Raw genomic sequence first — 23,737 nt, 5'->3', positions numbered from 1 at the left:
GTTCGAGGCGGCACGGTTCGGGACAGCGCGGTACGACACAACGCGGTCCGGACCGGCGCGGCGGGACAGGGCACGACGAGAAGGGGCACGCCATGGCAGAGGTCTACGCGTCCGGACCGGTCGACTTCGCGGTCGCGATGGTCACCGGGACGGTGCGGGACCGGTCGGGGCGGGTCATCCCGGACGCCACCGCGACCCTGGTGGACACCTCGGGCACCCAGGTGGACCAGTGCGCGTGCCCGCCGTGCGGGCACTACTGGCTGGCCACCGACGCGCCCGGCAGCTTCCTGGCGATCTGGTCGGCCGCCCGGTGCGAGCCGCGCACCACGCGGCTGGACCTGCCGCCGGGGACGGTGCACTACGACGTGACGCTGCTGCCGCACCGGGCGTCGGTGGCGGGCACGGTGAGCGGACCAGCCGGGGCACTCACCGGGGTCACGGTCCGGCTCGTCCTCCCCGACGGTGAGCTGCGGCGGACGGTGACCGATGAACTGGGGCGCTACCTGTTCGAGGGACTGCACCCCGGCGAGCACGTGGTGGACCTGCCCGGGCACCCGTCGACCCGCGGGACGGTGGAGCTGGTCGAGGGCGAACGGCGTTTCCGTGATCTGCTCCGGCATGACCCACCCTCCGCTCCTGAACCACTATAAGGCAATCCGGCACCCCTATCGGCGTGCGCGCCGAACAGACCACCCCGCATTGACCCGGCCAGCGCAGTTGACGCGCCGACCGGGTCAATCGTCCGATGATCGACAGCGGTACCCGGTCAGGTCACACCGTGTTCCTTTAGAGGCATAATGATTGGCCCCGCTTTACCTGTGCGCTAACGTCGGCAAGGCATGGGGAGTGTTTCGAAGGGAGCGGTGATGAACATCACGATCCTCGGGCCCTTGGGGGTATTCGACGGTAAAGCGGAGCTGACTCCCACAGCTCCTAAAGTAAAACAGGTGCTCGCTTTGCTGACCGTCGGGGCCAACCGATTGATCAGCGTGGACGCGCTGGTGGAGGAGTTATGGGAGGGCACCCCACCGCGCAGCGGCGTCAATACCGCGCGCACCTACATCTACCAGCTGCGCCGATTGTTCGCGAACGCCTTCGGGGAGGCGCGTGCGGAACGGCTGGTGCAGACCCAGGAACCCGGCTATGTGCTGCGGCTGCCGCCGGGCACGGTGGACACTGCCGATTTCGACATGTTCCACGCCATGGCCAAGGAGTACCTGGCCTCCGGTGACATCCGCACCGCCGCGGAATGCGCCACCGAGGCACTGGTCATGTGGCGCGGGCCCGCGCTGAGCAATGTGCGCATCGGCCCGCTGCTGCAGACGCACGTCGCGGGCCTGGAGGACCGGCGGATCGCCGCGCTGCAGCTGCGCACCCACATCGACCTGCTGCTCGGCAAGCACGTGGACCTCATCGGGGAGCTGCGCGCGCTGGTCACCGAGCACCCGTTCAACGAATGGTTCCACGCGCAGCTGATGGTCGCGCTCACCCGGGCGGGCAGGCGCAACGACGCGCTGCACGCCTACCGCAGCGTCCGGTCGATCCTGAACGAGGAGCTGGGCCTGGAGCCCTCGGCGGTCATCCGCGAGGTGCACCGGTCGATCCTGGCCGAGCAGGACCAGATCGACGCGCCGCTGCTCACCGCGGTCTGAAGCCCGGTTCAAGAGATCCTCAAGAAAACAGCCCGAGAACACGGGAAAGCCGGGACGCCACAGGCGTCCCGGCTTCCGCTTCGGATAGGGGCATATCAGTTCTTGATGCCGACCACGACCGTGTCGTTGCCCTGCGGGAACGGAGTGGCCTTGGCGAACCGGAAACCCGCCTTCTCCAGCCAGGTGCGGCACCGGGACACGGTGTACTCGCCGCCGCCCTCGGTGATCAGGCCGACGTTGAGGCTGCCGATCAGGCTGCGCAGCGCGGGCGCGGTCTCGTCCAGCATCTGGTCGTAGATCACCACCGCGCCGCCGGGGTTGAGCGCGTCCCGGACCCGTTCCAGCAGCTCCACGCACCTGTCCCCGGACCAGTCGTGCAACACGTGGCCGAGCACGATCGCGTCGGTGGCGGGCAGCGGGTCGGCGAAGAAGTCGCCGCCGTGGAAGGTGACCTTGCCGGTCAGGCCGCGCTCGGCCATCAGCTCGTCGAACACCGGCTCCACCGCGGGCAGCTCGAACACGCCGCCGTGCAGGTGCGGATGCGCGGCGACCAGGTGCGCGGCCACGTTGCCGCGGGCGCCGCCGACGTCGACGAAGTCGCGGATGCCGGACCAGTCGACGGTCGCGGCGAGCTGTGGGGCGACCTGGCCGTTGTTGGCGTCCATGTGGATGAGGAACGCGCGGGTCTGCGCGGGGTCGCTGTACAGGCGCTTGAACGCGTTGGGCCCGCCGCCCGCCTTGGCCTCGCCGTCACGCAGGGCGTCGGTCAGCCTGCCCCAGGTGTGGTAGTGCTTGGTCGCCGCGGCGCGCACCCGGCCGCCGAGGAAAACCTCGCCACCGGGGACGAGGACCTGGGCCGCGGCGGGGGCGTTGCGGTAGCTCTCGCCGTCCTTCTCCAACAGCCCCAGCGCGACCAACGCGTCCAGGAAATGCGGGAGGAAACGGGCATGCAGGCTCAATTCACGACGAATCTCCGGTTCCACCGCCGGGCCGTTGGCCAGCAATTCGAAGACACCGACCTCCACCGCGCTGTGCAGCAGCCTGCTTTCGGCGTAGGCCGTGGTGAGCCGCATGACCCCGGCGGTGTCCATGGGGCCGTTCGCCCGTACCGTTTCCGACATCGGATTCCTCCTGCTCGACGCACGTGATACCCCATCGTGACCGTCCGCGATCGAATGCCGTTGGAAATCACGCAGAGGACTGATCGCACCCCTAGGACAATTGCCGAGAAAAGTACCGATAAACCAGCTTGACCACCCTGGATAGCCGTTACCATGGCGTCCACTCGTTCGGCGGTACGGAAGCTGAGAGTGTCGCACTTAAGCTACTTAAGATCATGGTCGATACAGGGGGTTAGCACCATGCCTAAGACGATCTCCGTCCTGCTCCTGTACGGCTCCCTGCTCTTACGCGAGGCGCTGCGGAACGCGCTGGCGGCGGAGGGCAGGTTCGTGGTCGTGGGGGCGACCGATCTCGACGGGCCGGAGATGCAGCTGCTGCTCGACGCCTGCCCGGATGTGGTGGTCGTCGGCGGCGCGCCCGCGTTCGCGCTGGCCCAGTGCCTCGGCGGGCTGCGGCTGGTGGCCCGCTCGCTGCGCAGCGTGGCGATCAGCCAGTCCCGCGACCTCGGCGCCGACGTGCACCTGGCCCCCGACAGCCCGTTCGGCCACCTCACCGACGCCATCGTCACCGCCGACCGCCGCGACGACGGCGTGGTGCTGATGCTGCCCACTGCCCGCGCCCAGCAGGACGACCCGTACGACGAGCAGCGCAGGCAGCTGTCCGTGCGCGAGAGCGAGGTCCTGGACCTGGTGGCCAGCGGGATGAGCAACCGCCAGATCGCCACCCACCTGTCCATCGCGGAGGGCACGGTCAAGCGGCACCTGCGCAACATCTTCGGCAAGCTGGGGGCGGTCTCTCGCATCGACGCGGTGAACCGGTCCAACCAGGATGGCAGGCTGGGCATCCGGCTCGACCGCCCGATCACGCCCCCAGAGCACCACGATCGCCTCCGCGCATGCTCGGGCCATGACCGCAAACCCGCACTCGCCGACCGCTACGCCCAGCGCTGAGGCGCCTGCCCTCACCGAGGTCGCCGACGGCGTCCACGCCTTCCTGCAACCGGACGGCGGCTGGTGCCTGAACAACGCGGGCGTCCTCACCGGCCGGGACGACACCGTGCTGATCGACACCGCGGCCACCAGGGGACGCGCCGAACTGCTCCGCGCCATGATCGCGAGCACCGGCGCGCCGCCGCCACGCTTCCTGGTGAACACGCACTCGCACGGCGACCACACGTTCGGAAACGCGGCCTTCCCGGAGGCGACGGTGATCGCCCAGGAGGGCACGGCCGCCGACATGGTGGCGCACGGGCTCCACCTGACGACACTGTGGCCGGACGTGGAGTGGGGCGAGATAGGGGTTGACGCCCCGACGGTCACCTACCGCGACCGGATGACGGTGCGGGCCGGGGGAACGGTCGCCGAGTTGCTCCATCTGGGGCCCGCGCACTCCGCCTACGACACGGCGGTGTGGCTGCCCGCCGAGCGGGTGTTGTTCGCCGGGGACCTGGTGATGTCCGGGGTGACGCCGTTCGTGATGACCGGGTCGGTTCGCGGGTTGCTGGACGCGCTGGAGACCGTGCGGCGGCTGGATCCGTCGGTGATCGTGCCGGGGCACGGGCCGGTGTGCGGGATCGAGATGTTGGACGCCAACGTGCGGTATCTGCGGTGGTTGAGCGGGCTTGCCTGCGAGGCTGTGGCTTCGGGGGTGGGGCCGCTGGAGGTGGCTTCGTCGGTGTCGCTCGGGGAGTTCTCGGAGTGGGTGGACGGGGAGAGGTTGGTGCCGAACCTGTTCCGGGCCTGCGCGGAGGCCCGGGGGGCCGAGCCCGGGGCCGTGCTGGATGTGGGCGAGATGTTCGGGGCGATGGTGAAGCACTACGGGGGTTTGCCCACCTGCCACGCATGAGTACTTCCGCCTGCGCGGCACCTCCCTCGCCGCGCAGGCGGAACCGTTCCGGTCAAGTCTGCTGTGGACGGTAGCCGACACGGCGAAATCCGCCCCCGGCCGCTTCGGCCGGGGGCGGGTTTCGTGTGCTGTGGTTACCGGTGTACCAGCTCGCCCGGCCGCAACACCGAGCCCCGGCCCGACCGCATCGCCTTGTGACGTCGTACCAGCGAGGAGAGCGACTTCCCCTCCCCCGCCTCCACCACGACGAACCCGTCCCCCAGCAACCCGGGATCCGACAACACCGCGTCCACGGCAGGCCAGAACACCACCGGCTGCGCGATCTGCTCGGCCCAGAAATCCGGCCGCCGGGCCTCGGCCCCGGTGACCACCTCGGCGGTGACCGTCGACTGGATCAACCGCCGAGGCGCGTGCAGCGGCAACCCGGCGATCCCGGCGGTGAACAACGCCGCAGGCCCCGCGGCGGCCGGGCTGTGAAACGGCTGTAGCGCGGGCACCGGGAAGCACACCAGCCCGGCGGCGGTCATCGCGGCGACGACCTCGTCCAGGGCCGCACGCGCCCCGGACACCACTGTCTGCATAGGAGCGTTGACCGCCCCGACAACCACCCCGTCGACCAGGAACGGCTCGACGGTCGCCGCCGAGGCGGCGACCGCGACCATCCCGCCGTCGGCGATATCCGCCAGCGCGCTCAACCGGGCGTTCATGATCGCCGCGGCCGTGGCCAGGTCGAACACCTCGGCCAGGCAGGCGGCGACCAGCTCGCCGACGCTGTGTCCGATAAGGACGGTAGGGTCCACCCCGCCGCGCATCAGGGACCGGGCATGCGCATACCCGAGCGCGAACAGCAGCGGCTGGGCCCGGGACGCGTCGTCGATCGGCACCACCGGGTGTTCGGCAAGCCAGTCGGTGCGGATCTCCGCGCCGCGCGGGCCCATCAGCGCGAAGAACTCGTCGATATCGGCGGCGAAGGCCGGGTCGGCGCGGTGTCGGTCGACGGCCATGCCGGGGTACTGCGCGCCCTGGCCGGGGATCAGCAGGACGACGTCACCGGTGGTCATTGTGGCTCCTCCAAAAGGAAAGAGCCGTTCCGCCACCCCGGGGGTGAGTAGGTGGCGGAACGGCAGGCCGGTCAGGCGACCGGCTGTCCTTCGTGGTCGGCGAGCAGCTCGAACGGGCCGGGCTCGGCCGTGGCGACGGCCATCAGCGAGCCGATGTTGGCCTGGAAGCCCGGCTCCTGGGTGGCGGCGCGGTGCGAGGCGGCGTCGTCCCACTCGGCCATCTCGACGTAGACGTCCGCGTCGCGGATGCTGCGGTAGAGCTTGGCCCAGCGGAAACCGGGGCGGCTGGACATATGGGCGCTGATCCGGCCGAGGGCGGCCTCGAAGTCGGCCGTCGGGCCGGTGACCTTGAAGCTGTTGATGAAGGTGAACATGTCCGTCTCCTGATCAAGAGGTGCCGAGGACGCTGTCCCGGACCGCACGGCGTTGCACCTTGCCGTTGGGGGACCGCGGGATGGCGTCGACGAGGGTGATGTGGCGGAGGTTCTCGTAGTACGGGGTGCGGGCGGCGACGAAGGACCGCAGGTCCTCCGGGTCGAAGTCGGCGCCCCGGGGGACGATGACGCCGCAGGCGACGGCGCCGCTGAACTCGTCCGGGTAGTCGACGACCACGCAGTCGGCGACGCCCGGGTGGCGCAGCACGACGCGCTCGATCTCCGAGGGCGACACCAGCCAGTTGTCGCACTTGAAGACGTCCTTGATCCGGTCGACCACGAACAGGTGGCCGTCCGCGTCGACCCGACCGATGTCGCCGGTGGCGAACCAGCCGTCCGCGGTCAGCTCCGTGGCCAGGTCGCGGCCCAGGTAGCCCTGCATGAGCTGGGGGCCGACGACCTCGATCTCGCCGATCCCGCCGACCGGCAGGACCGCCCGGGTGGCCACGTCGACCACGCGCACCGAGGTGCCCGGGACCGGCGGGCCGCTGGAGCCGAGCTTCCAGCGGTCGAGGTTCTCGCTGTTGGTCAACGGCGAGGTCTCGGCCAGGCCGTAGCCCTGCACCACCGGCACGCCGAACTGCTGCGAGAGCGACAGCGTCGCCGGGCCCGGCAGCGACGAGCCGCCGGACAGTATCGCGCGCAGGGTCGGCACGGTGAGGCCGGACAGCCGCGGGTCCACGGCGAGCCGCGAGAGCCGCACGGGCAGGCTGTAGAAATGCGTCGCCCGGTACCGGGCGGCGGTCTCGATCGCGACGACCGGATCGTCCCCGGGGCACAGCACGTGCGTGGCGCGCGCGGCCACCCCGGCGGTCAGGTGCATGAGGTGGAACGTGGGCAGGTAGTTCACCAGCACCGAGTACGGGTCCAGCCGGTGCGAGTGCGCCACCTGCGCCGCGTTCACCGTCAGGTTGCGGTGCGAGAGCCGGACCGCCTTGGGCGCGCCGGTCGTGCCGCTGGTGAACTGCAGGCACGCCACGTCGTCCGGGCCCGCGTCGGGCTCGTCCGACGACGGCGTCGCCGCGGTGACGAGCTCCCGGACGGTCTCCGCCTCCGGCAGCTCCTCCCCCACCCGGTGCGTCAGCACCAGCCACCCCAGCTCGGGCAGCCGGTCGAACACCTCGGCGACCCGCAGGTACACCGACGGCACCACGATCGCCAGCCGTGCCCCGGAGGTGCGCAGCACGTGCGTATAGCCGTCGGGGCGCAGCAGCGGGTTGATCAGCGCGCTGATGTTGCCGGAGCGGGCGATCGCGAAGTAGCCGACCGCGAACGACTCGTCCAGCGCGGCGGTCAACGCGATGACCGCGCCCTGACCGACCCGCTCCCGCAGGGCCGCCGCGAGCGCGTCGACCTTCAGGTCGAACTCGGCGTACGTGAGCGTGCCTGCGGGCGAGACCAGCGCGACCGCGTCGGGCGCGGCCACCGCGGCGGCGCGCAGCACGTCGTCGGTGCGCGGGCCGCCGACCAGGCCGCCCAGCACGTCCAGGGACTCGCCCGTGACCACACCGGTGGACATCGACGTCCCCTCCTCCCGGGTGGCGGTCACGGCAGCAGGTCGTCGCGGGTGACCCGCCGGGTCCGGACCTTCAGCTCGCCGTCCTCGCGGACCAGCACGTCCTCGCACGAGCAGCTCAGGTGCACCGCGGCCTGCCCGCCGCGCGGGGTGTTGTAGACCAGCGCGTAGCTGCGCGCCACCACGGTGCCGTCGGCGGCCTCGGCCACCTCGACCATGCCCAGCCAGTGCCTGCGCTGGATGCCCTGCTCGGCCAGCGCGGCGGCGGCCTTGCGGGCGCCCGCCACGATGTTGTCCCGGCCCACCTGCGGCTCCGGGTGCGCGTTGGCCGAGAACACGCCGTCCTCGGTGAAGGTGGCCGCCCACGCCTCGATGTGGTTGTCGTCCAGGTAGCGCATCTGGCGGCCGTAGAAGTGCTGGACCTCCTGATAGAGATCCGCACTGGTCCGCACCGCGTTGTCGGAGATCGTCACCAGGAAGTCCTTTCGCTCCGCCCACTCGTCCGCGGCGCCGGTCGACGCCACCCCCCGAAGGTTGGTCACCCGCCGTCGAAGGCGGTTGGAGAGCGGATGAGGGTCGGCCGCCTCCAACGGTGTTCGGTCTGCGGTCGAACCGGGCCGGTGAGGCTGGCGGCGTACAGACCACACCCGACAGCGCCCCGCGCTGCCCGGGGCACTCGCACGGAGGTGGGCGGACAATGACGGCGAACACGCTCGACGTGGCACTGGTGACCGGCGGGACCAGCGGGATCGGGCTGGCCACCGCCCGGCGGCTGGGCGCGCGGGGGGTGCGGGTGTTCCTCTGTGCCCGGACCCTGGAGAACGTGGCGTCCACGGTGAAGGAGCTGCGCGAGGCGGGCTACGAGGTGGACGGCGCGGAGGCCGACGTCCGGTCGAAGGACTCGGTGCAGGCGCTGGTCGAGGCGGCGGTGGACCGATTCGGGCCGATCAGCGTGCTGGTCAACAACGCGGGCCGCAACGGCGGCGGCAAGACGGCCGCGATCGCCGACGAGCTCTGGTACGACGTGATCGACACCAACCTCAACAGCGTGTTCCTGGTGACCAGGGCCGCGCTGACCACCGGTCGGCTGGGCGAGGCCGGGCCGGGCCGGATCATCAACGTCGCCTCCACCGGCGGCAAGCAGGGCGTGCCGCTCGGCGCGCCGTACTCGGCGGCCAAGGCCGGGGTCATCGGGTTCACCAAGGCGCTGGCCAAGGAGCTGGCGCAGACCGGCACCACGGTCAACGCGGTGTGCCCCGGGTACGTCGAGACGCCGATGGCGGTGCGGGTGCGGCAGGCCTACGCGAACACCTGGGAGACCGACGAGGCGGCCGTGCTGACCGCGTTCAACCAGAAGATCCCGCTGGGGCGCTACTCCACCCCGGAGGAGGTCGCGGGCCTCATCGACTACCTGGCCACCGACACCGCCGCGTCGATTACCGCCCAGGCAATGAACGTCTGCGGCGGTTTGAGCAGTTATTAGTCCTTCTCCCGCGCCCATCCCCACCGCCCGAGCCCCGGAGGTATGCCATGTCCGAGAGCACCCGCACGCACCTGACCCATGAGATCGACATCGCCGCGCCGCCCGCGGCGGTCTACGCGCTGATCGGCGACGCGGCCGCGTGGCCGCGGCTGTTCGAGCCGACCATCCACGTGGAACAGACGGCGCTGACCGACACCACCGAGCGGCTGGCGATCTGGGCGACGGCCAACGGCGAGGTCAAGTCGTGGACCTCGCACCGCGTGCTGGACCAGGCGGGCCGGGTGATCACGTTCCAGCAGGAGGTATCCTCGCCGCCGGTGGCGAGCATGAAGGGCACCTGGCGCGTGCTCGACGGCGCCAATGGTGGCACGAAGCTGGTGCTGGAACACGACTTCACCGCCGTGGACGACAAGCCGGAGTCACTGGCCTGGATCACCGAGGCCACGAACCGCAACAGCGAGACCGAGCTGGCCAACCTCAAGGCGGTCGCGGAGCGGGCCGAGGAGGTGCGCGAGCTGGAGTTCGAGTTCGAGGACTCGGTGACCGTGCTGGCCTCCCCGGAGACCGTCTACGACTTCCTCTACGACGCGTCCCGGTGGAGCGAGCGGCTGCCGCACGTCCCGGACATCACGCTGACCGAGGACGAGCCGAACGTGCAGCGGATGTCCATGGACACGCTGGCCCGGGACGGCTCGGTGCACACCACCGAGTCGGTGCGGGTGTGCTTCCCGGCCGAGCGGATCACCTACAAGCAGCTGCGCACCCCGTCGCTGATGACCGCGCACGTCGGCGAGTGGCGCATCCGCAAGGAGGGCGACGCGGTGACCGTCACCTCGTGGCACGCGGTGGTGGTCAACTCGGCCAACATCGGCAAGGTGCTGGGCGCGGAGGGCACGGTCGAGTCGGCGAAGGCGTTCATCCGGGCCGCCGCGGGCGGCAACAGCCAGGCGACGCTGGCGCTGGCCAAGAAGTACGCCGAGGGACACGATGCCTGAGGCCGCCGTCCTGGTGGCCGGGGCGGGCCCGGTCGGGCTGGTGGTCGCGCACGAGCTGGCCCGGCGCGGGGTCCGCGTCCGCGTGGTGGACGCGGCCCCCGGCCCGGCGACCACCAGCCGGGCGATGGCCACGCACGCGCGCACCCTGGAGCTGTTCGACCAGATCGGCCTGGCCGAGCGGCTGCTCCCGTTGGGGCGCAAGGTCGAGCACTTCTCGGTGCACCAGCGCGGCAGACGGCTGGTGCGGTTCGACACCAACTACGACGCGCTGCCGACCCGGTTCCCGTTCAGCCTGATGGTGGACCAGGTGCTCACCGAGCGGGTGCTGCGCGAGGGCGTGGCCGGGCAGGGCGTGGACATCGAGTGGTCGGTGGCGGTGGCGGGGCTGGAGCAGGACGCCGACGGGGTGACCGTCCGGTTGCGACACGGGCACGGCGGGCTGGAGACCGTGCGGGTGCCGTGGCTGGTGGGTGCCGACGGCGGCCGGAGCGTCGTGCGGAAGTCGTTGGGGCTGCGGCTGTCCGGCGACTCGACGCAGACCTGGCTGAACGCCGACGTCGTGGTGGATGTCGACCTGCCGCCGAACAGCAACCACCTGGTGCACACCGGGGCGGGGGCGCTGCTGCTGGTGCCGTTCCCGGAGCCGGGCAAGTGGCGAGTGATCGACACCGTGGACCACGAGGGCGACGCGGAGACGGTCCGGGCCCGCATCGAGGCGAAGCTGACGGGCGCGTTGCGCAAGCCGGTATCGGTGTCCGCTCCGACGTGGGTGTCGGTGTTCACCGTGCAGCAGCGCATGATCGAGCGGATGCGCGTCGGCCGGTGTTTCGTGGCCGGTGACGCGGCGCATGTCCACAGCCCGGCGTCGGGGCAAGGGATGAACACCGGGCTCCAGGACGGGATCAACCTGGCCTGGAAACTGGCGGATGTCGTGCGCGGCCACGCGACGGAGACGTTGCTGGACACCTACGGCGCGGAGCGGGTGCCGATCGGGGCGACGCTGCTGCGCTCGACCCGGACGGCGACCGCGCTGGTGGCCCTGCGGGACACGCTGGCGCCGGTTCTGTTGCCGCTGGGGCTGGGCGTGGTGAGCCGGGTGCGGCCGTTGAAGCGTAAGATCGAGGGCAAGATCGTGCGCGGGTTCTGCGGGTTGGGACTGAACTATCGGGACAGTCCACTGTCGACTGTCGCGACCGGATCCGGTTGGCAGCCCGGAGACCGGGTGGGTTGCACCGAGAAGGACGTCGCGGAGAGTCCGGGCTGGCGCGCGTTGCTGGCCCAGCTGCGCGATCCACGGTGGACGCTGCTGCACTTCGCCGGTCCGTCGGTCGTCCCGCTGTCGGTCCCGGACACGGCGGTGGCCCTCCGTACCGTCCTGGGCGCGTCGTCCACCGGCGACCACCCGGCCCCGCTCCCCGACCCGGACGGCCGCCTGCACCGCGCGTTCGGCGGCACACCGGGCTCATATGCCCTGATCCGCCCGGACGGCTACCTCGCCGCCCGCGGCCCGGCCGACACCCTGCCCGCGACCCTGCGACGGGTAGGGCTGCCTGCCGACCCGGTCCGCCCCGGCGTCCACAGTGACGCGGGCTGACGGATCATCCGGCGATACAAGTGAAACAGGAAACCCGGCCGACCGTGCGCGATGACCCTCGGGTCTCGCGCACGGTCGGTTCGGCGTCGACCAGGAGAGGTGGAGGAATGGCTGTCGAGCTGGAAGGGGCGACCGCGCTGGTCACCGGGGGTACCGGTGGAGTGGGGCGGGCCGTGGCCGCAGCACTGGCGGGGCGGGGTGCCGAGGTGTTGCTGGGGTACGCCCGGGACGAGAAGGCCGCCGAGACCGCGGTGGCGGAGCTGACGGCGGCCGGGGGCAAGGTGAGCGCGGTCCGGGCCGACGTGGGGAACCCGGCCGAGGTGGCCGACCTCTACCGGGGGATCGCGGCCCGCTACGGACGGCTGGACATCCTCGTGCACGCGGCGGCCGCGATGACACCGATGTCGGCGGTGGACCCGGATGTCGAGGCGTGCGAGCGGGACCTGGCGACCGTGCTGGGGCCGTTGCTGCACGGGGCCAAGGATCTGGTCGCGCTACTGCGGCCGGGCGGCCGGGTCATCGCGGTGTCGAGCACCGGGGCGCGGCGGGTGGTGCCGGGGTATGTCGGGCAGGGGATCGCGAAGGCGGCACTGGAGAGCGCGGTGCGGTATCTCGCGGTGCAGCTGGCGCCGTCGGGGATCGCGGTGAACGTGGTGTCGCCGGGGAAGGTCGCCTGCGGGGAGCCGGATGAGATCGCCAAGCGGGTGGCGGGGCGGTCGCCATTGAAGCGGCTGGTGACGGCGGTGGAGGTGGCGGACGTGGTCGCACTGCTCTGCCGTCCGGAGGCGGCGCACCTGCACGGACAGGTTCTGACCGTGGACGGCGGGCTATCGCTGCTGGCGTGAACGATGCCTCGACCCTGTATGCCGACCACCGATACTCGGTCGGCAGACAGGGTCGAGGCATTGGCGGTCTCCCCGGCTAGCCGGTGAAGGCGAAGTCGTCGAGCAGGCGGGTGTGGTGGGTGGCGTCGGCGAAACGGGCGTCGGCCAGGACGGCGTCCAGGTAGGCCGCGGTGGTGTGCACGCCGGGGCCGGTGACCCGCAGCTCCGCCAGGGCGTTGCGCATCCGGGTGATCGCGGCGGGCCGGTCCGGTGCCCAGACGATCACCTTGGCCAGCAGCGAGTCGTAGTCCGGTGGGACGCGGTAGCCGGTGTGCGCGTGCGTGTCGACGCGGACGAAGGCGCCGCCCGGGGGGACGAACTCCTCCAGCAGACCCGGCGTCGGCAGGAAGCCGCGCACCGGGTCCTCGGCGTTGATGCGGCACTCGATGGCCACGCCCCGACGCTCCACATCGGACTGGAGTAGCCGCAGCCGCTCCCCCGCCGCGACCCGGAACTGTTCCTGCACCAGGTCGATCCCCGTCACCATCTCGGTCACCGGGTGCTCGACCTGGATCCGGCAGTTCACCTCCATGAAGTAGAACCGCCCGTCCTCGCCCACCAGGAACTCGAACGTCCCCGCGCCCACATACCCGGTGGCCAGCGCCCCGCGCACCGCAGCCGCGCAGATGCGGTCGACGAGCTCGGCGGGCAGCCGGGGTGCGGGCGACTCCTCGATGAGCTTCTGGTGCCTGCGTTGCACCGAGCAGTCGCGCTCGCCAAGGTGGACGCAGTTGCCGTGCGCGTCGGCGAGCACCTGCACCTCGACGTGCCGGGCGCGGGCCAGGTAGCGCTCCAGGTAGACGCGGCCGTCGTTGAACAGCAGGCGCGCGGTCGCGGTGGTCTCCTCGAACGCGGGGGCCAGGCCCGCCTCCGCGGTGACGATCCGCATGCCGCGACCGCCGCCGCCCGCGACCGCCTTGATGATCAGCGGGTAGCCGATCTCGGCGGCGAGGGCGCGGGCGGTGTCCACGTCCTGGATCGGCTCGATGGCGCCGGGCAGCAGTGGCAGACCGGCCGCGGTCATGGCCGCGCGGGCGGTCGACTTGTCGCCCAACCGGCGCATGACCTCGGGCGGCGGGCCGATGAAGACCAGCCCCTCGGCCGCGCAGGCCTCGGCGAAGTCGGCGTCCTCGGACAGGAAGCCGTACCCGGGGTGCACCGCCTCGGCCCCGCTGAGCAGCGCCGACTGGATCGTGGCCGCCGCGTCCAGGTAGCTGCGCCGGGACGGCGCCGGTCCGATGTGGACGACCCGGTCGGCGACCCCGCCGACCGCGGAGCCCAGGTCGGCGGTGGAGCACCCGGCCACCACCCGCACCCCCAGGTCCCGCGCGGCCCGCGCGATCCGGAGGGCGATCTCGCCGCGATTGGCGATGAACACGCTGGAGATCATGGCGCGCCCCTCAGTGCGGGTCGAGCACGAGCAGCGGGGTGGCGAACTCGACCGGGTCACCGTCACCGACCAGGATCTCGGCCACGGTGCCCGCGCGGTCGGCCTCGACCGGGATCATCAGCTTCATCGCCTCGACGATGCCGATCTGTTGCCCCGCGCTGACCGTCACTCCTGCACTGACGAACGGCTCGGCCCCTGGCGACGGCGACCGGTAGAACACCCCGACCGTGGGCGCGGTCACCACATGCCCCGCCGGAGCGACAGGCGCCGTCTCGACCACCGGCACGACGGGAGCGGGCGCGTCCACCCGGTGCCCCCGGCTCGCGGGCTCACGCCAGGACAGATCGATGGCCACCGCCCCAGCCCGCACCGACAACGACGTCGGCGGCCGCCCGTCCCGTCCGAGCAGGTCGGTGGCAGCGCCGATCGCCTCGCGCAGCAGCGACCCCAGGTCGACCGGATCGATCAACTCCACCCCGGCGTCCCGGGTGAACGGGTCCATCGGCCCGCCTGCCTCCAGGTCCGCCCGGCGCAGGCCGGGGCGGTACAGGTCTTCGGTCACTTCGTCCTCTCTTCCACTCGGGGTATCACACGGACGGGAAACGCCTGAACAGGCGGGCGGACGCACGACGCCGCGCAGGCGGGTCAGTCGGCGGCGAAGCTGCGGAAGCAGGTGTGGCGTCGGCGGGTCAGGGTTTCCTTGTCCAGCGCTCGGAGTTCTCGCAGGGCGCCGGTCAGTGCTGCGCGCAGGGCGCGGGCGGCCGCGTCGTGGTCGGACTGGGTGCCGCCGTCGGGTTCGGGGATGACGCCGTCGACGATGCCGAGTTCGAGGAGTTGTCGGGCGTCGACGCGCAGGGCGCGGGCCGCGTCGGGGGCCAGGGAGGCGTCGCCGAACAGGATCGCGGCGCAGCCTTCGGCGCTGATCACCGAGTAGACGGCACCCGCGAACATGAGCACGCGGTCGGCGGTGGCCAGGGCCAGGGCGCCGCCGCTGCCGCCCTCGCCGGTGATGACGGCGACGGTCGGGACGGGCAGCCCCGCCATCAGCCGGATGCTGTCCGAGATCGCGTATGCTTGGCCGTTCTCCTCGGCCTCCAGGCCGGGTGCGGCACCGGGGGTGTCGATCAGCGTGATGACCGGGATGTCCAGCTTGGCGGCCAACCGCATGAGCCGGGCGGCCTTGCGGTAGCCCGCAGGGGACGCCATGCCGAAGTCGGCGGCGCCCAGTTCGGCGGCGGTGTGGCCCTTGCGGATGCCGATGACCATGACCGGCGCGCCGTCGAACAGGCCGATACCGCCGAGCACCGCCGGGCAGTCCTTGCCCAGCCGATCGCCCCGGAGCTCGACGAACTCCGAGCAGATCCGCCCGAGGTAATCCGCAGCGGTAGGTCGAGCGATGTCCCGAGCGCCGCGCACGGCAATCCACGGATCGACCTCCGGCAACGCACCGGGATCCCGCACCACGCCATCCGCCTCCACCGCCCGCACACCAGCGCCAAGCTCCCGCCCGCCGTCCGACCCGCGACGCGCGGTCCCCGGCAGGGTGTCCGTCAAACCATCCACCGTGGACTCACCGGCCGCAGCGGTCACGGCGAGCAATGACGCCAATCGGGCACGGAGTTCCGCGCGCGGGTGAACGGCATCGATCAGACCGCGCGAGAGCAGGAACTCGGCCGTCTGGAAGCCCGCGGGCAACGGCCGCCGGATCGTCTGCTCGATCACCCGCGGCCCGGCGAACCCCAGCCGCGCCCCCGGCTCCGCGATGATCACGTCCGCCAACGTCGCGTACGACGCCGCCACCCCGCCGAACGTGGGATCGGTGACGATCGACACCACCAGCACCCCGGCCGCGTCCAACCGCCCGATGAGCTCGCTCGTCTTGGCCATCTGCATCAGCGACAGCGGACCCTCCTGCATCCGCGCCCCACCCGACGCGCTCACGATCACGAACGGTTCCCGCCGCCGCAGCGCCTCCTCCCCCGCCCGGGTGATCAGCTCACCGACCGCGCCGCTGAGGCTGCCGCCGAGGAACCGGAAGTCCATCACGGCCAACACCACCGGACGACCCTCCACCCTCCCCCGCACGCACACGACAGCCTCGCGCAGGCCGGTCTTGGCCCGCGCCGCAGCACGTCGGGCCGGGTAGGCGACCGTGTCGGTGAAGCCCAGCGGGTCCCCATCAGCCGGATCATGGTCCAACTCGACCACGGACCCCTCATCCAGCAACCCGCGAATCCGCTCGTCAGCGGTGAGCCGATGGTGATGACCGCACTCGGGACACACACCCAGCTCACGCGAGATCCGACGGGCGTAGAGCACGGCGCCACACCCGGCACACCGCACCCACCGCGCAGGCGCGCTCTCCACCGGGCGCTCGATCGTCTCGCTGGACATGGCCGCTCCCTCCCTGCGATCACCGCCGTGGACGGACCCTCCGCCTGCGCGTCCCACGACTGAACGAGGCGCGGTCGACCACGGGGGTCCGGGTCGTATCGCGTCGGCGGGATGGTCGCGTCGGCAGCGGGCACGGGGCGTTGCGCGGGACCGGCGCCGCGTCGACCGGCTCTCCGATCGGCCTCGACACGGCCGACCGAGAGTGGATCACGACATCGGCCCGCCCCGTGGCCGAGGGCACGGAGGGAGGAACTGTGACGGCAGCGTTCGGATCCCGGCGCGTGGTGGTGACCGGGATCGGAGTGGTCGCCCCCGGCGGCGTGGGCACCAAGCAGTTCTGGCAGATGCTGACCGACGGCCGTACCGCGACCCGGGCGATCACCAGCTTCGACGCCTCGCGGTTCCGGTCCAGGATCGCCGCGGAGATCGACTTCGACGCGGTGGCCTGCGGGCTGAGCCAGCGGCAGATCCGCAAGTGGGACCGCACCACCCAGTTCGCGGTGGTCGCCACCCGCGAGGCGCTGGAGGACAGCGGCATCCTGGGCGAGTCGGTCCCGGAGCGGACCGGGGTGATGGTGGGCACCGCCTGCGGCGCCACCACCAGCCTGGACCGCGAGTACGCCATCGTCAGCGACGAGGGCAGCACCTGGCTGGTGGACGAGTCGCACGCCAGCCCCTACCTGTACGACTACTACGTCCCGTCGTCCATGGCCGCCGAGGTGGCCTGGCTCGCGGACGCGCAGGGCCCGGTCGGCATCGTGTCCACCGGCTGCACCTCGGGCATCGACGTGCTCGGGCACGCCATGGACCAGATCCTGGACGGCTCGGCGGACGTGATGGTGGCGGGCGCGTCGGACGCGTCCATCTCCCCGATCACGGTGGCCTGCTTCGACGCGATCAAGGCCACCTCGGCGCGCAACGACGACCCGACCACGGCGTCCCGCCCGTTCGACGCGACCCGCGACGGGTTCGTGCTCGGCGAGGGCGCGGCCATGTTCGTGCTGGAGGAGGCCGAGCACGCCCGTAGGCGCGGCGCCCGGGTGTACGCGGAGCTCGCCGGTTCGGCCAACCGCTGCAACGCCTACAGCATGACCGGCCTGCGCCCGGACGGCCTGGAGATGGCCGACGCGATCAGCGCGGCGATGGTCCGCGCCCGGCTGGACCCGGCCGATGTGGACTACGTCAACGCGCACGGCTCGGCGACCAAGCAGAACGACCGGCACGAGACCGGCGCGTTCAAGCGCAGCCTGGGCCACCACGCCTACCGGGTGCCGATCAGCTCCATCAAGTCCATGATCGGCCACTCGCTCGGCGCGATCTGCGCGCTGGAGGCGGCCGCGTGCGTGCTGGCGGTGGAGCACTCGGTGGTGCCGCCGACGGCGAACCTGCACAACCCCGATCCCGAGTGCGACCTGGACTACGTGCCGAACATCGCCCGCGAGCTGCCGGTGAACACGGTGGTGAGCGTGGCCAGCGGGTTCGGCGGGTTCCAGAGCGCGCTGGTCGTGACGAAGCCGGGGTGGCGGGCATGAGCGTCTCCCCCGCGCACCACGCCAACCGCACCGAGGCGGACCTGCGGGTCGCGCCGGTGATCACCGGCCTGGGCGTGCTGGCCGCCAACGGGATCGGCGTCGAGGAGTACTGGGCGGCGGTGCTGTCCGGCGAGTCCGGCCTGGCCGAGATCACCCGGTTCGACCCGGCCGGGTACAGCGCGAAGCTGGCCGGGCAGGTGGACGCGGACTTCTCCGCGCTGCCCAACCGGCTGATGCCGCAGACCGACCACATGACCCGGCTGGCGCTGCTGGCCGCGGCCGAGGCGTTCGAGGACGCCGACGTGGACCCGCACCAACTGCCCGAGTACGCCGCCGGGGTGATCACCGGCGCGTCCGCAGGCGGGTTCGAGTTCGGCCAGCGCGAGCTGGAGGCGCTGTGGAGCAAGGGCGGCGAGTACGTCAGCGCGTACCAGTCGTTCGCCTGGTTCTACCCGGTCAACAGCGGCCAGATCTCCATCCGGCACGCGCTGCGCGGGGCCAGCGGCACCGTGGTGGCCGAGCAGGCGGGCGGCCTGGACGCGCTGGGCAAGGCGCGGCGCAACATCCGCACCGGCACCGACCTGATGGTGGCGGGCGCGGTGGACGGCTCGTTGTGCCCGTGGGGCTGGCTGTGCCAGATCCGTTCCGGCAGGCTCACCGACGCCACCGACCCGGCCGCGGCGTTCCTGCCGTTCGACCGGCGCGCGGCGGGGCACGTGCCCGGCGAGGGCGGCGCGCTGCTGATCATGGAGCACCCGGAGCACGTGGCGCGCCGGGGCGTCGACCCGGTGCACGAGGTGCACGGGGTGCTGGCCGGGCACTCGGCCACCTTCGACCCGGCGCCGGGCAGCGACGCGCCGTCCGGGCTGCGCCGGGCGATCGAGCAGGCGCTGCGCGACGCCGGGATCAGCCCGCGCGAGGTGGACGTCGTGTTCGCCGACGGGGCGGGCGTGCCGCACCTGGACGCGGCCGAGGCCACCGCGATCGCCGAGGTGTTCGGCCCGCGCGGGGTGCCGGTGACGGTGCCCAAGACCATGACCGGGCGGCTGCTGGCCGGTGGCGGGCCGCTGGACGTCGCCACCGCGCTGCTGTCCATCCGGGACGGTGTGATCCCGCCGACGGTCAACATCGAGCGGCCCGCAGGCCACCCGATCGACCTGGTCCGGGACACCCCCCGGGAGACCCCGCTGACCACCGCCCTGGTGCTGGCCCGCGGCCACGGCGGCTTCAACTCCGCCGTCGTGGTCCGCCGCGCGGCCTGACTTTCCCAAGACACCGCACACACCAGAAGGAGCATCACCGACATGGGCGCTTTCACCATCACCGAGCTGGTCGACACCCTGCGCGAGAGCGCGGGCGAGGACGAGGACATCACCCTGGACGGCGACATCCTGACCGTCACCTTCGAGGACCTCGGCTACGACTCGCTGGCCCTGCTGAACACCGTCAGCCGGATCGAGCGGGAGCTGGGCGTGCGGCTGCCGGACGGCGCGATCACCGAGGCGAACACCCCCGCCGAGCTGCTGGACGCGGTCAACAACACGCTCGCCGAGACGGTCTGACCCGCGCGGCCGCCGCGCCGCCCGACGTCCACTGTGGACGACTCGGGGGCGCGGCGCCGCCGGGTTCTCGGACAACTCACTTCGCCGGAAAGGAGAAACCCCATGTGCGGGATCGCGGGCTGGGTCGACTTCGGGTGCGACCTCGCCGACCGCCGCGCCGTCGCGCAGGCGATGACCGACACCATGGCCTGCCGCGGCCCGGACGCGGAGGGGCTGTGGATCGACCGTCACGTGGCCCTCGGCCACCGCAGGCTGGCGGTCATCGACCTGGCGGGCGGCGCGCAGCCGATGACCGCCAGCACGCACGGCCGCGAGCTGGCCGCGCTGTCGTTCTGCGGTGAGATCTACAACTTCCGGGAGCTGCGCACCGAATTGGAGGGCGTGGGTCACCGGTTCCGGACCGCGAGCGACACCGAGGTGGTGCTGCACGCGTTCCTGGAGTGGGGCGAGGAGTTCGTCGAGCGGCTCAACGGCATGTTCGCCATCGCGGTGTGGGACGTGGCGCGCGAGGAGCTGCTGTTGGTGCGCGACCGGATGGGCGTGAAGCCGCTGTTCTACCAGCCCACCCGGGACGGGGTGCTGTTCGGCTCCGAGCCCAAGGCGATCCTGGCGAACCCGATGGCGGGCCGCCGGGTCGGCGCGGAGGGCCTGTGCGAGGTCCTGGAGATGGTGAAGACGCCGGAGGCGGCGGTGTTCGCGGGCATGCACGAGGTGCGGCCCGGCTCGCTGGTGCGCATCGGCCGCGGCGGGCTCACCAAGCGCCGCTACTGGCAGCTCACCGCGCGCGAGCACACCGACGACCTGGACACCACGATCAGCACCGTGCGCGGCCTGCTGGTGGACATCGTGGACCGGCAGCTGATCTCCGACGTGCCGGTGTGCACGCTGCTCTCCGGCGGCCTGGACTCCTCGGCGATCACCTCGCTGGCCGCGGCCGCGCTGGCCGAGCAGGGCCGGGGCCGGGTGCGCTCGTTCTCGGTGGACTTCGCCGGTTCGGCCGAGCGGTTCGAGCCGGACGCGGTGCGGCCCGCGCCGGACGCGCCGTTCATCGCCGCGCTGGCCGGGCACGTGGGCGCCGACCACCACGACATCGTGCTGGACAACGCCCGACTGTCCGACCCGGCGGTACGCGCGGCCGTGCTGACCGCGGTGGACACCCCGCCCGCGTTCTGGGGCGACATGTGGCCGTCGTTGTACCTGTTGTTCAAGGCCGTCCGTGGACACTCCACAGTGGCCTTGTCCGGCGAGTCGGCGGACGAGCTGTTCGGCGGCTACCAGTGGTTCCGCAACCCGGCGGCGCTGCGCGCGGACACCTTCCCCTGGCTGACCAAGGGATCATCCCGCTACTTCGGCGGATCGTCCCTTCTGGACAAGGGGTTCCTGGAGAAGCTGGACCTGCCCGCCTACCGCGCCGACAGCTACCGCACCGCGCTGGCCGAGGTGCCGCAGCTGCCCGGCGAGAGCGAGACCGACCGGCGCATGCGGGAGATCACCTACCTCAACCTGACCCGGTTCGTGCAGACCCTGCTGGACCGCAAGGACCGGATGAGCATGGCGGTCAGCCTGGAGGTCCGGGTGCCGTTCTGCGACCACCGGCTGGTCGACTACGTGTTCAATGTGCCGTGGGCGATGAAGTCGTTCGACGGCCGGGAGAAGAGCCTGCTGCGCGCGGCCGTCAAGGACGTGCTGCCGGAGGTGGTGGCCAACCGGGTCAAGACGCCCTACCCGGCCACCCAGGACCCGGCGTACGCGCGGGTGCTGCGCCGCGAGCTGGCCGGTGTGCTCGCCGACCGCAACTCGCCGGTGCTGCCGCTGCTGGACATCGACAAGGCCCGGCGCGAGGTGGCCAAGCCGGAGGGCGCCACCAGCATGCCCTACGACCGGGGCGGCCTGGAGATGGCGCTCTGGCTCAACCGCTGGCTCACCGAGTACGGCGTCACCCTCGATCTCTGAGACCCATCCCACCACTCCCGGAAGGGGCCCGACCGTGGCCGACCACACCACCGACGTCTGCGTCGTCGGCGCAGGCCCCGCCGGGACCACCCTGGCACTGCTGCTGGCCCGGTCCGGGCTGGACGTGGTGCTGGTGGAGCGGTCCCGCTCGCTCGACCGCGAGTTCCGCGGCGAGATCCTGCAGCCGGGCGGCCAGGCCCTGCTCGACGCCCTGGGCGTGCTGGCGCCCGCCCTCGCCCGGGGCGGGCACCCGCACGACCGGTTCGTGCTGGAGCAGAACGGCAGGCGGCTGATCGATGCCGACTACCGCGGGCTGCCCGGCCCGTACAACCGGCTGCTGAGCATCCCGCAGCCGCATGTGCTGTCGGCGCTGCTCGACGAATGCGCCCATCACCCCGGATTCACCTACCGCGAGGGTGCCAAGGTGACCGCTCTGGTCGCTGAGGACAGTGCTGTTCGTGGTGTGGTCGTCCGAGAACAGGATGGTGAGCACACGATCCGAGCGTCCTGTGTGGTCGGTGCGGACGGGCGCAGCTCCAAGGTGCGTGTGCTCGCCGGGATCGACGGGGGCCGGGTGGACGCGTTCGCGCAGGACGTGCTCTGGTTCAAGCTGAGCGGGAGCCACGGGCTGCCGACCGACGTGCGGGTGTTCCGCGCGGGCGGCAACCCGGTGCTGGCGTACGCGTCGTCGGGCGCGGTGCAGCTGGGCTGGTGCCTGCCGCACGGCGCGTACAAGGAGCTGGCCGCGTCCGGGTTCGACGAGCTGAAGCAGCGGCTGATCGCGGCCGTGCCGACGCACGCGGCCCGGATCGCGGCGGAGATCACCTCGTTCCGGGACCTGACGCTGCTGGACGTGTACGCGGCGAACGCGCGGGAGTGGGCCCGGGACGGGTTGCTGCTCGTCGGCGACGCCGCGCACACGTTCAGCCCGATCGGTGCCCAGGGCATCAACCTGGCCATCCAGGACGCGGTCGCCGCGCACCCGGTCCTGGTCGGGGTGCTGGGAAAGAACACCGGCGACGCCGTCGTCACCGCGGCCGACCTGGACGCGTACGTGCGGGTCCGCAAGCCCGATATCGACCGGATGCTGAAGATCCAGACCATCCAGAGCAAGGCGATGCTGTCCACCGGCCGGGTGTCCTCCGTGGTGCGCCCGGCGCTGGCGTCGGTGATGTCCCGCAGCCCGCTGTTCCGGCTGATGTTGGACAAGATCGCCTTCGGCAACCGGGCCATCCGGGTCCGGACCGACCTGTTCACCGCGGACGAGCGACCCGCCGAGAGGAGTGCCTGATGACCGCCCCGATCACCCGGCAGACGCTGCTGGAGACGTTGCAGGCGTTCAAGCGGACCGCCGTGCTGCGGGCCGCGATCCGGCTGCGGATCTACGACGCGCTGGCCGCAGGCCCGACCACACCGGAGAAGGTGGCCGTCGAACTGGGACTCGACGAGCGCGGAACCCGGATCCTGTTGGGAACCATGGCTTCCCAAGGGCTTCTCGACTCCGACGGCGTCACCTACAGCGCCCCCGAGGGCGCCGAGACCCTGCTGGTGAGCACCAGCCCCCAGTACGCGGGCGGCGCGGCGAAGCTGGTCGCCGCCGACTGGGAGTGGTCGGCCATGCTGGACCTCGCCGACACCGTCCGGAATGGACACGCGGGCGCCCACGCCGGACTGACCGAACCGGACCTGCCGTACTGGGTGGACTTCGCCGCCGACTCGACCTTCGTGGCCGCGGCCACCTGCAAGCAGTTTCTCGCCACCACCGCGGACTGGGCGGAGGGCCGGGACGCGCTCGACGTGCTGGACCTGGGCTGCGGCAACGCCTTGTTCGGCTGTGAGTTCGCCCGGACGCACTCGGCCGCCCGGGTCGTGGCGCTGGACTGGGCGAGCGTGCTGCCCGCGGTCACCGCCCAGGCCGCACGTTCCGGTGTCGCCCACCGGGTGCGCACGGTCGCCGGGGACGCGTTCACCGCCGATCTCGGCGGCCCGTACGACCTGGTGGTGCTGGCCAACCTGCTGCCGATGTTCGATCGCGAGCGCGGCGTCGAGCTGCTGCGCCGGGTCGCCGCCGTCGTCGCGCCGGGCGGCCGGGTCGTGCTGACCGGGTTCGCCACCGGCGAGCTGCCGCCCGCGCGGGAGCACGCCGCGCACGGGCTGTCGCTGATGATGCTCGCGGGCACCGCGGGCGGGGAGGCGCACCCGCTCGCCGCCTACCGGGAGATGTTCGCCCGCGCCGGGTTCGAGGTGGAGACCGAGGACCGGGTCGGGGAGCTGCCCGTGCACGTCGTCCTGGCCCGCCGGGCCGCCAACCCCTGAGTCG

Annotated in this window: 22 protein-coding genes; 14 read left to right on the top strand and 8 right to left on the bottom strand. The window is 71.9% G+C overall.

The genetic code is table 11. The features are described 5' to 3' along the window. Positions 1–92: 92 nt before the first annotated feature. Positions 93–650 (top strand): carboxypeptidase-like regulatory domain-containing protein, encoded by a 558-nt coding sequence (locus tag C503_RS0107915; protein WP_018681649.1) that lies wholly within the window; start codon positions 93–95, stop codon positions 648–650. A 297-nt stretch (positions 651–947) separates the two neighbouring features. Beyond that, positions 948–1,652, top strand: coding sequence for an AfsR/SARP family transcriptional regulator (locus C503_RS0107910; RefSeq protein WP_018681648.1), 705 nt, complete (start codon positions 948–950; stop codon positions 1,650–1,652). 95 nt (positions 1,653–1,747) lie between these two features. Here C503_RS0107910 and C503_RS0107905 read toward each other — a convergent pair whose 3' ends face one another. Beyond that, a complete protein-coding gene (locus C503_RS0107905) occupies positions 1,748–2,773 on the bottom strand; it encodes a methyltransferase (RefSeq protein WP_211222341.1) in 1,026 nt (341 codons plus the stop codon). A 240-nt stretch (positions 2,774–3,013) separates the two neighbouring features. Between C503_RS0107905 and C503_RS47265 the strand changes: the two genes are divergently transcribed. Both C503_RS47265 and C503_RS0107895 read left to right on the top strand, forming a co-directional pair. After that, positions 3,014–3,724, top strand: coding sequence for a helix-turn-helix transcriptional regulator (locus C503_RS47265; RefSeq protein WP_018681646.1), 711 nt, complete (start codon positions 3,014–3,016; stop codon positions 3,722–3,724). Continuing rightward, positions 3,681–4,619, top strand: a complete 939-nt coding sequence (locus C503_RS0107895) for an MBL fold metallo-hydrolase (RefSeq protein ID WP_018681645.1) — start codon at positions 3,681–3,683, stop codon at positions 4,617–4,619. Before C503_RS47265 ends, C503_RS0107895 begins: the two co-directional genes overlap by 44 nt. A 134-nt stretch (positions 4,620–4,753) precedes the next feature. On the opposite strand, the gene C503_RS38515 is transcribed toward C503_RS0107895, so the two are convergent. The 4 genes from C503_RS38515 to C503_RS0107875 all read right to left on the bottom strand — a co-directional run bounded on the left by C503_RS38515 (position 4,754) and on the right by C503_RS0107875 (position 8,154). Further along, positions 4,754–5,680 carry an acyltransferase domain-containing protein gene (locus C503_RS38515; protein WP_018681644.1) on the bottom strand — a complete coding sequence of 309 codons (927 nt, stop codon included), beginning with the start codon at positions 5,678–5,680 and terminating at the stop codon, positions 4,754–4,756. A 71-nt stretch (positions 5,681–5,751) separates the two neighbouring features. Continuing rightward, positions 5,752–6,054, bottom strand: a complete 303-nt coding sequence (locus C503_RS38510; RefSeq protein ID WP_018681643.1) for an antibiotic biosynthesis monooxygenase family protein — start codon at positions 6,052–6,054, stop codon at positions 5,752–5,754. Positions 6,055–6,067: 13 nt separating this feature from the next. After that, positions 6,068–7,633: a class I adenylate-forming enzyme family protein gene (locus C503_RS0107880; RefSeq protein ID WP_026316079.1), complete on the bottom strand. Its 1,566-nt coding sequence runs from the start codon at positions 7,631–7,633 to the stop codon at positions 6,068–6,070. Between the two features lie 26 nt (positions 7,634–7,659). After that, positions 7,660–8,154: a nuclear transport factor 2 family protein gene (locus C503_RS0107875; protein ID WP_211222340.1), complete on the bottom strand. Its 495-nt coding sequence runs from the start codon at positions 8,152–8,154 to the stop codon at positions 7,660–7,662. A gap of 173 nt (positions 8,155–8,327) precedes the next feature. Here C503_RS0107875 and C503_RS0107870 point away from each other — a divergent pair, with 173 nt between their 5' ends. The 4 genes from C503_RS0107870 (at position 8,328) to C503_RS0107855 (ending at position 12,547) form a co-directional block, all read left to right on the top strand. Further along, positions 8,328–9,113 carry an SDR family NAD(P)-dependent oxidoreductase gene (locus tag C503_RS0107870; protein ID WP_018681640.1) on the top strand — a complete coding sequence of 262 codons (786 nt, stop codon included), beginning with the start codon at positions 8,328–8,330 and terminating at the stop codon, positions 9,111–9,113. 47 nt (positions 9,114–9,160) lie between these two features. Continuing rightward, positions 9,161–10,108, top strand: coding sequence for an aromatase/cyclase (locus C503_RS0107865; protein ID WP_018681639.1), 948 nt, complete (start codon positions 9,161–9,163; stop codon positions 10,106–10,108). Next, positions 10,101–11,702 carry an FAD-dependent oxidoreductase gene (locus C503_RS0107860; RefSeq protein WP_018681638.1) on the top strand — a complete coding sequence of 534 codons (1,602 nt, stop codon included), beginning with the start codon at positions 10,101–10,103 and terminating at the stop codon, positions 11,700–11,702. Before C503_RS0107865 ends, C503_RS0107860 begins: the two co-directional genes overlap by 8 nt. Before the next feature lie 107 nt (positions 11,703–11,809). After that, positions 11,810–12,547, top strand: a complete 738-nt coding sequence (locus C503_RS0107855) for an SDR family oxidoreductase (protein WP_018681637.1) — start codon at positions 11,810–11,812, stop codon at positions 12,545–12,547. 76 nt (positions 12,548–12,623) lie between these two features. Here C503_RS0107855 and C503_RS0107850 read toward each other — a convergent pair whose 3' ends face one another. From C503_RS0107850 to accD, 3 genes are all read right to left on the bottom strand, one after another. Then, the gene (locus C503_RS0107850; RefSeq protein ID WP_018681636.1) at positions 12,624–13,976 is read right to left on the bottom strand and encodes an acetyl-CoA carboxylase biotin carboxylase subunit; all 1,353 of its coding nucleotides are present in this window, start codon (positions 13,974–13,976) and stop codon (positions 12,624–12,626) included. A 10-nt stretch (positions 13,977–13,986) separates the two neighbouring features. Further along, on the bottom strand, positions 13,987–14,538 hold the full coding sequence (locus C503_RS0107845; protein ID WP_018681635.1) for an acetyl-CoA carboxylase biotin carboxyl carrier protein: 552 nt from the start codon (positions 14,536–14,538) through the stop codon (positions 13,987–13,989). Positions 14,539–14,621: 83 nt separating this feature from the next. Continuing rightward, positions 14,622–16,370, bottom strand: coding sequence for an acetyl-CoA carboxylase, carboxyltransferase subunit beta (gene accD / locus C503_RS0107840; protein ID WP_018681634.1), 1,749 nt, complete (start codon positions 16,368–16,370; stop codon positions 14,622–14,624). A gap of 254 nt (positions 16,371–16,624) precedes the next feature. Between accD and C503_RS0107835 the strand changes: the two genes are divergently transcribed. The 6 genes from C503_RS0107835 to C503_RS0107810 all read left to right on the top strand — a co-directional run bounded on the left by C503_RS0107835 (position 16,625) and on the right by C503_RS0107810 (position 23,733). Further along, on the top strand, positions 16,625–17,902 hold the full coding sequence (locus C503_RS0107835) for a beta-ketoacyl-[acyl-carrier-protein] synthase family protein (RefSeq protein WP_033400372.1): 1,278 nt from the start codon (positions 16,625–16,627) through the stop codon (positions 17,900–17,902). Then, complete coding sequence (locus C503_RS0107830) at positions 17,899–19,164, top strand: ketosynthase chain-length factor (protein WP_051114775.1); 1,266 nt, start codon at positions 17,899–17,901, stop codon at positions 19,162–19,164. Before C503_RS0107835 ends, C503_RS0107830 begins: the two co-directional genes overlap by 4 nt. Before the next feature lie 42 nt (positions 19,165–19,206). Further along, a complete protein-coding gene (locus C503_RS0107825) occupies positions 19,207–19,464 on the top strand; it encodes an acyl carrier protein (protein WP_018681631.1) in 258 nt (85 codons plus the stop codon). Positions 19,465–19,566: 102 nt separating this feature from the next. After that, a complete protein-coding gene (gene asnB, locus C503_RS0107820) occupies positions 19,567–21,417 on the top strand; it encodes an asparagine synthase (glutamine-hydrolyzing) (protein WP_018681630.1) in 1,851 nt (616 codons plus the stop codon). A gap of 34 nt (positions 21,418–21,451) precedes the next feature. Continuing rightward, positions 21,452–22,708, top strand: a complete 1,257-nt coding sequence (locus tag C503_RS0107815; RefSeq protein ID WP_018681629.1) for an FAD-dependent monooxygenase — start codon at positions 21,452–21,454, stop codon at positions 22,706–22,708. Next, positions 22,708–23,733 carry a class I SAM-dependent methyltransferase gene (locus C503_RS0107810; protein WP_018681628.1) on the top strand — a complete coding sequence of 342 codons (1,026 nt, stop codon included), beginning with the start codon at positions 22,708–22,710 and terminating at the stop codon, positions 23,731–23,733. The genes C503_RS0107815 and C503_RS0107810 overlap by 1 nt, the downstream gene beginning before the upstream one ends. Positions 23,734–23,737 lie beyond the last annotated feature (4 nt).

The sequence above is a fragment of the Actinokineospora enzanensis DSM 44649 genome, assembly GCF_000374445.1.
Taxonomy (GTDB): domain Bacteria; phylum Actinomycetota; class Actinomycetes; order Mycobacteriales; family Pseudonocardiaceae; genus Actinokineospora; species Actinokineospora enzanensis.
Note: the sequence above shows the minus strand (reverse complement) of the source record. Positions and strands in the feature narration are given on the sequence as shown.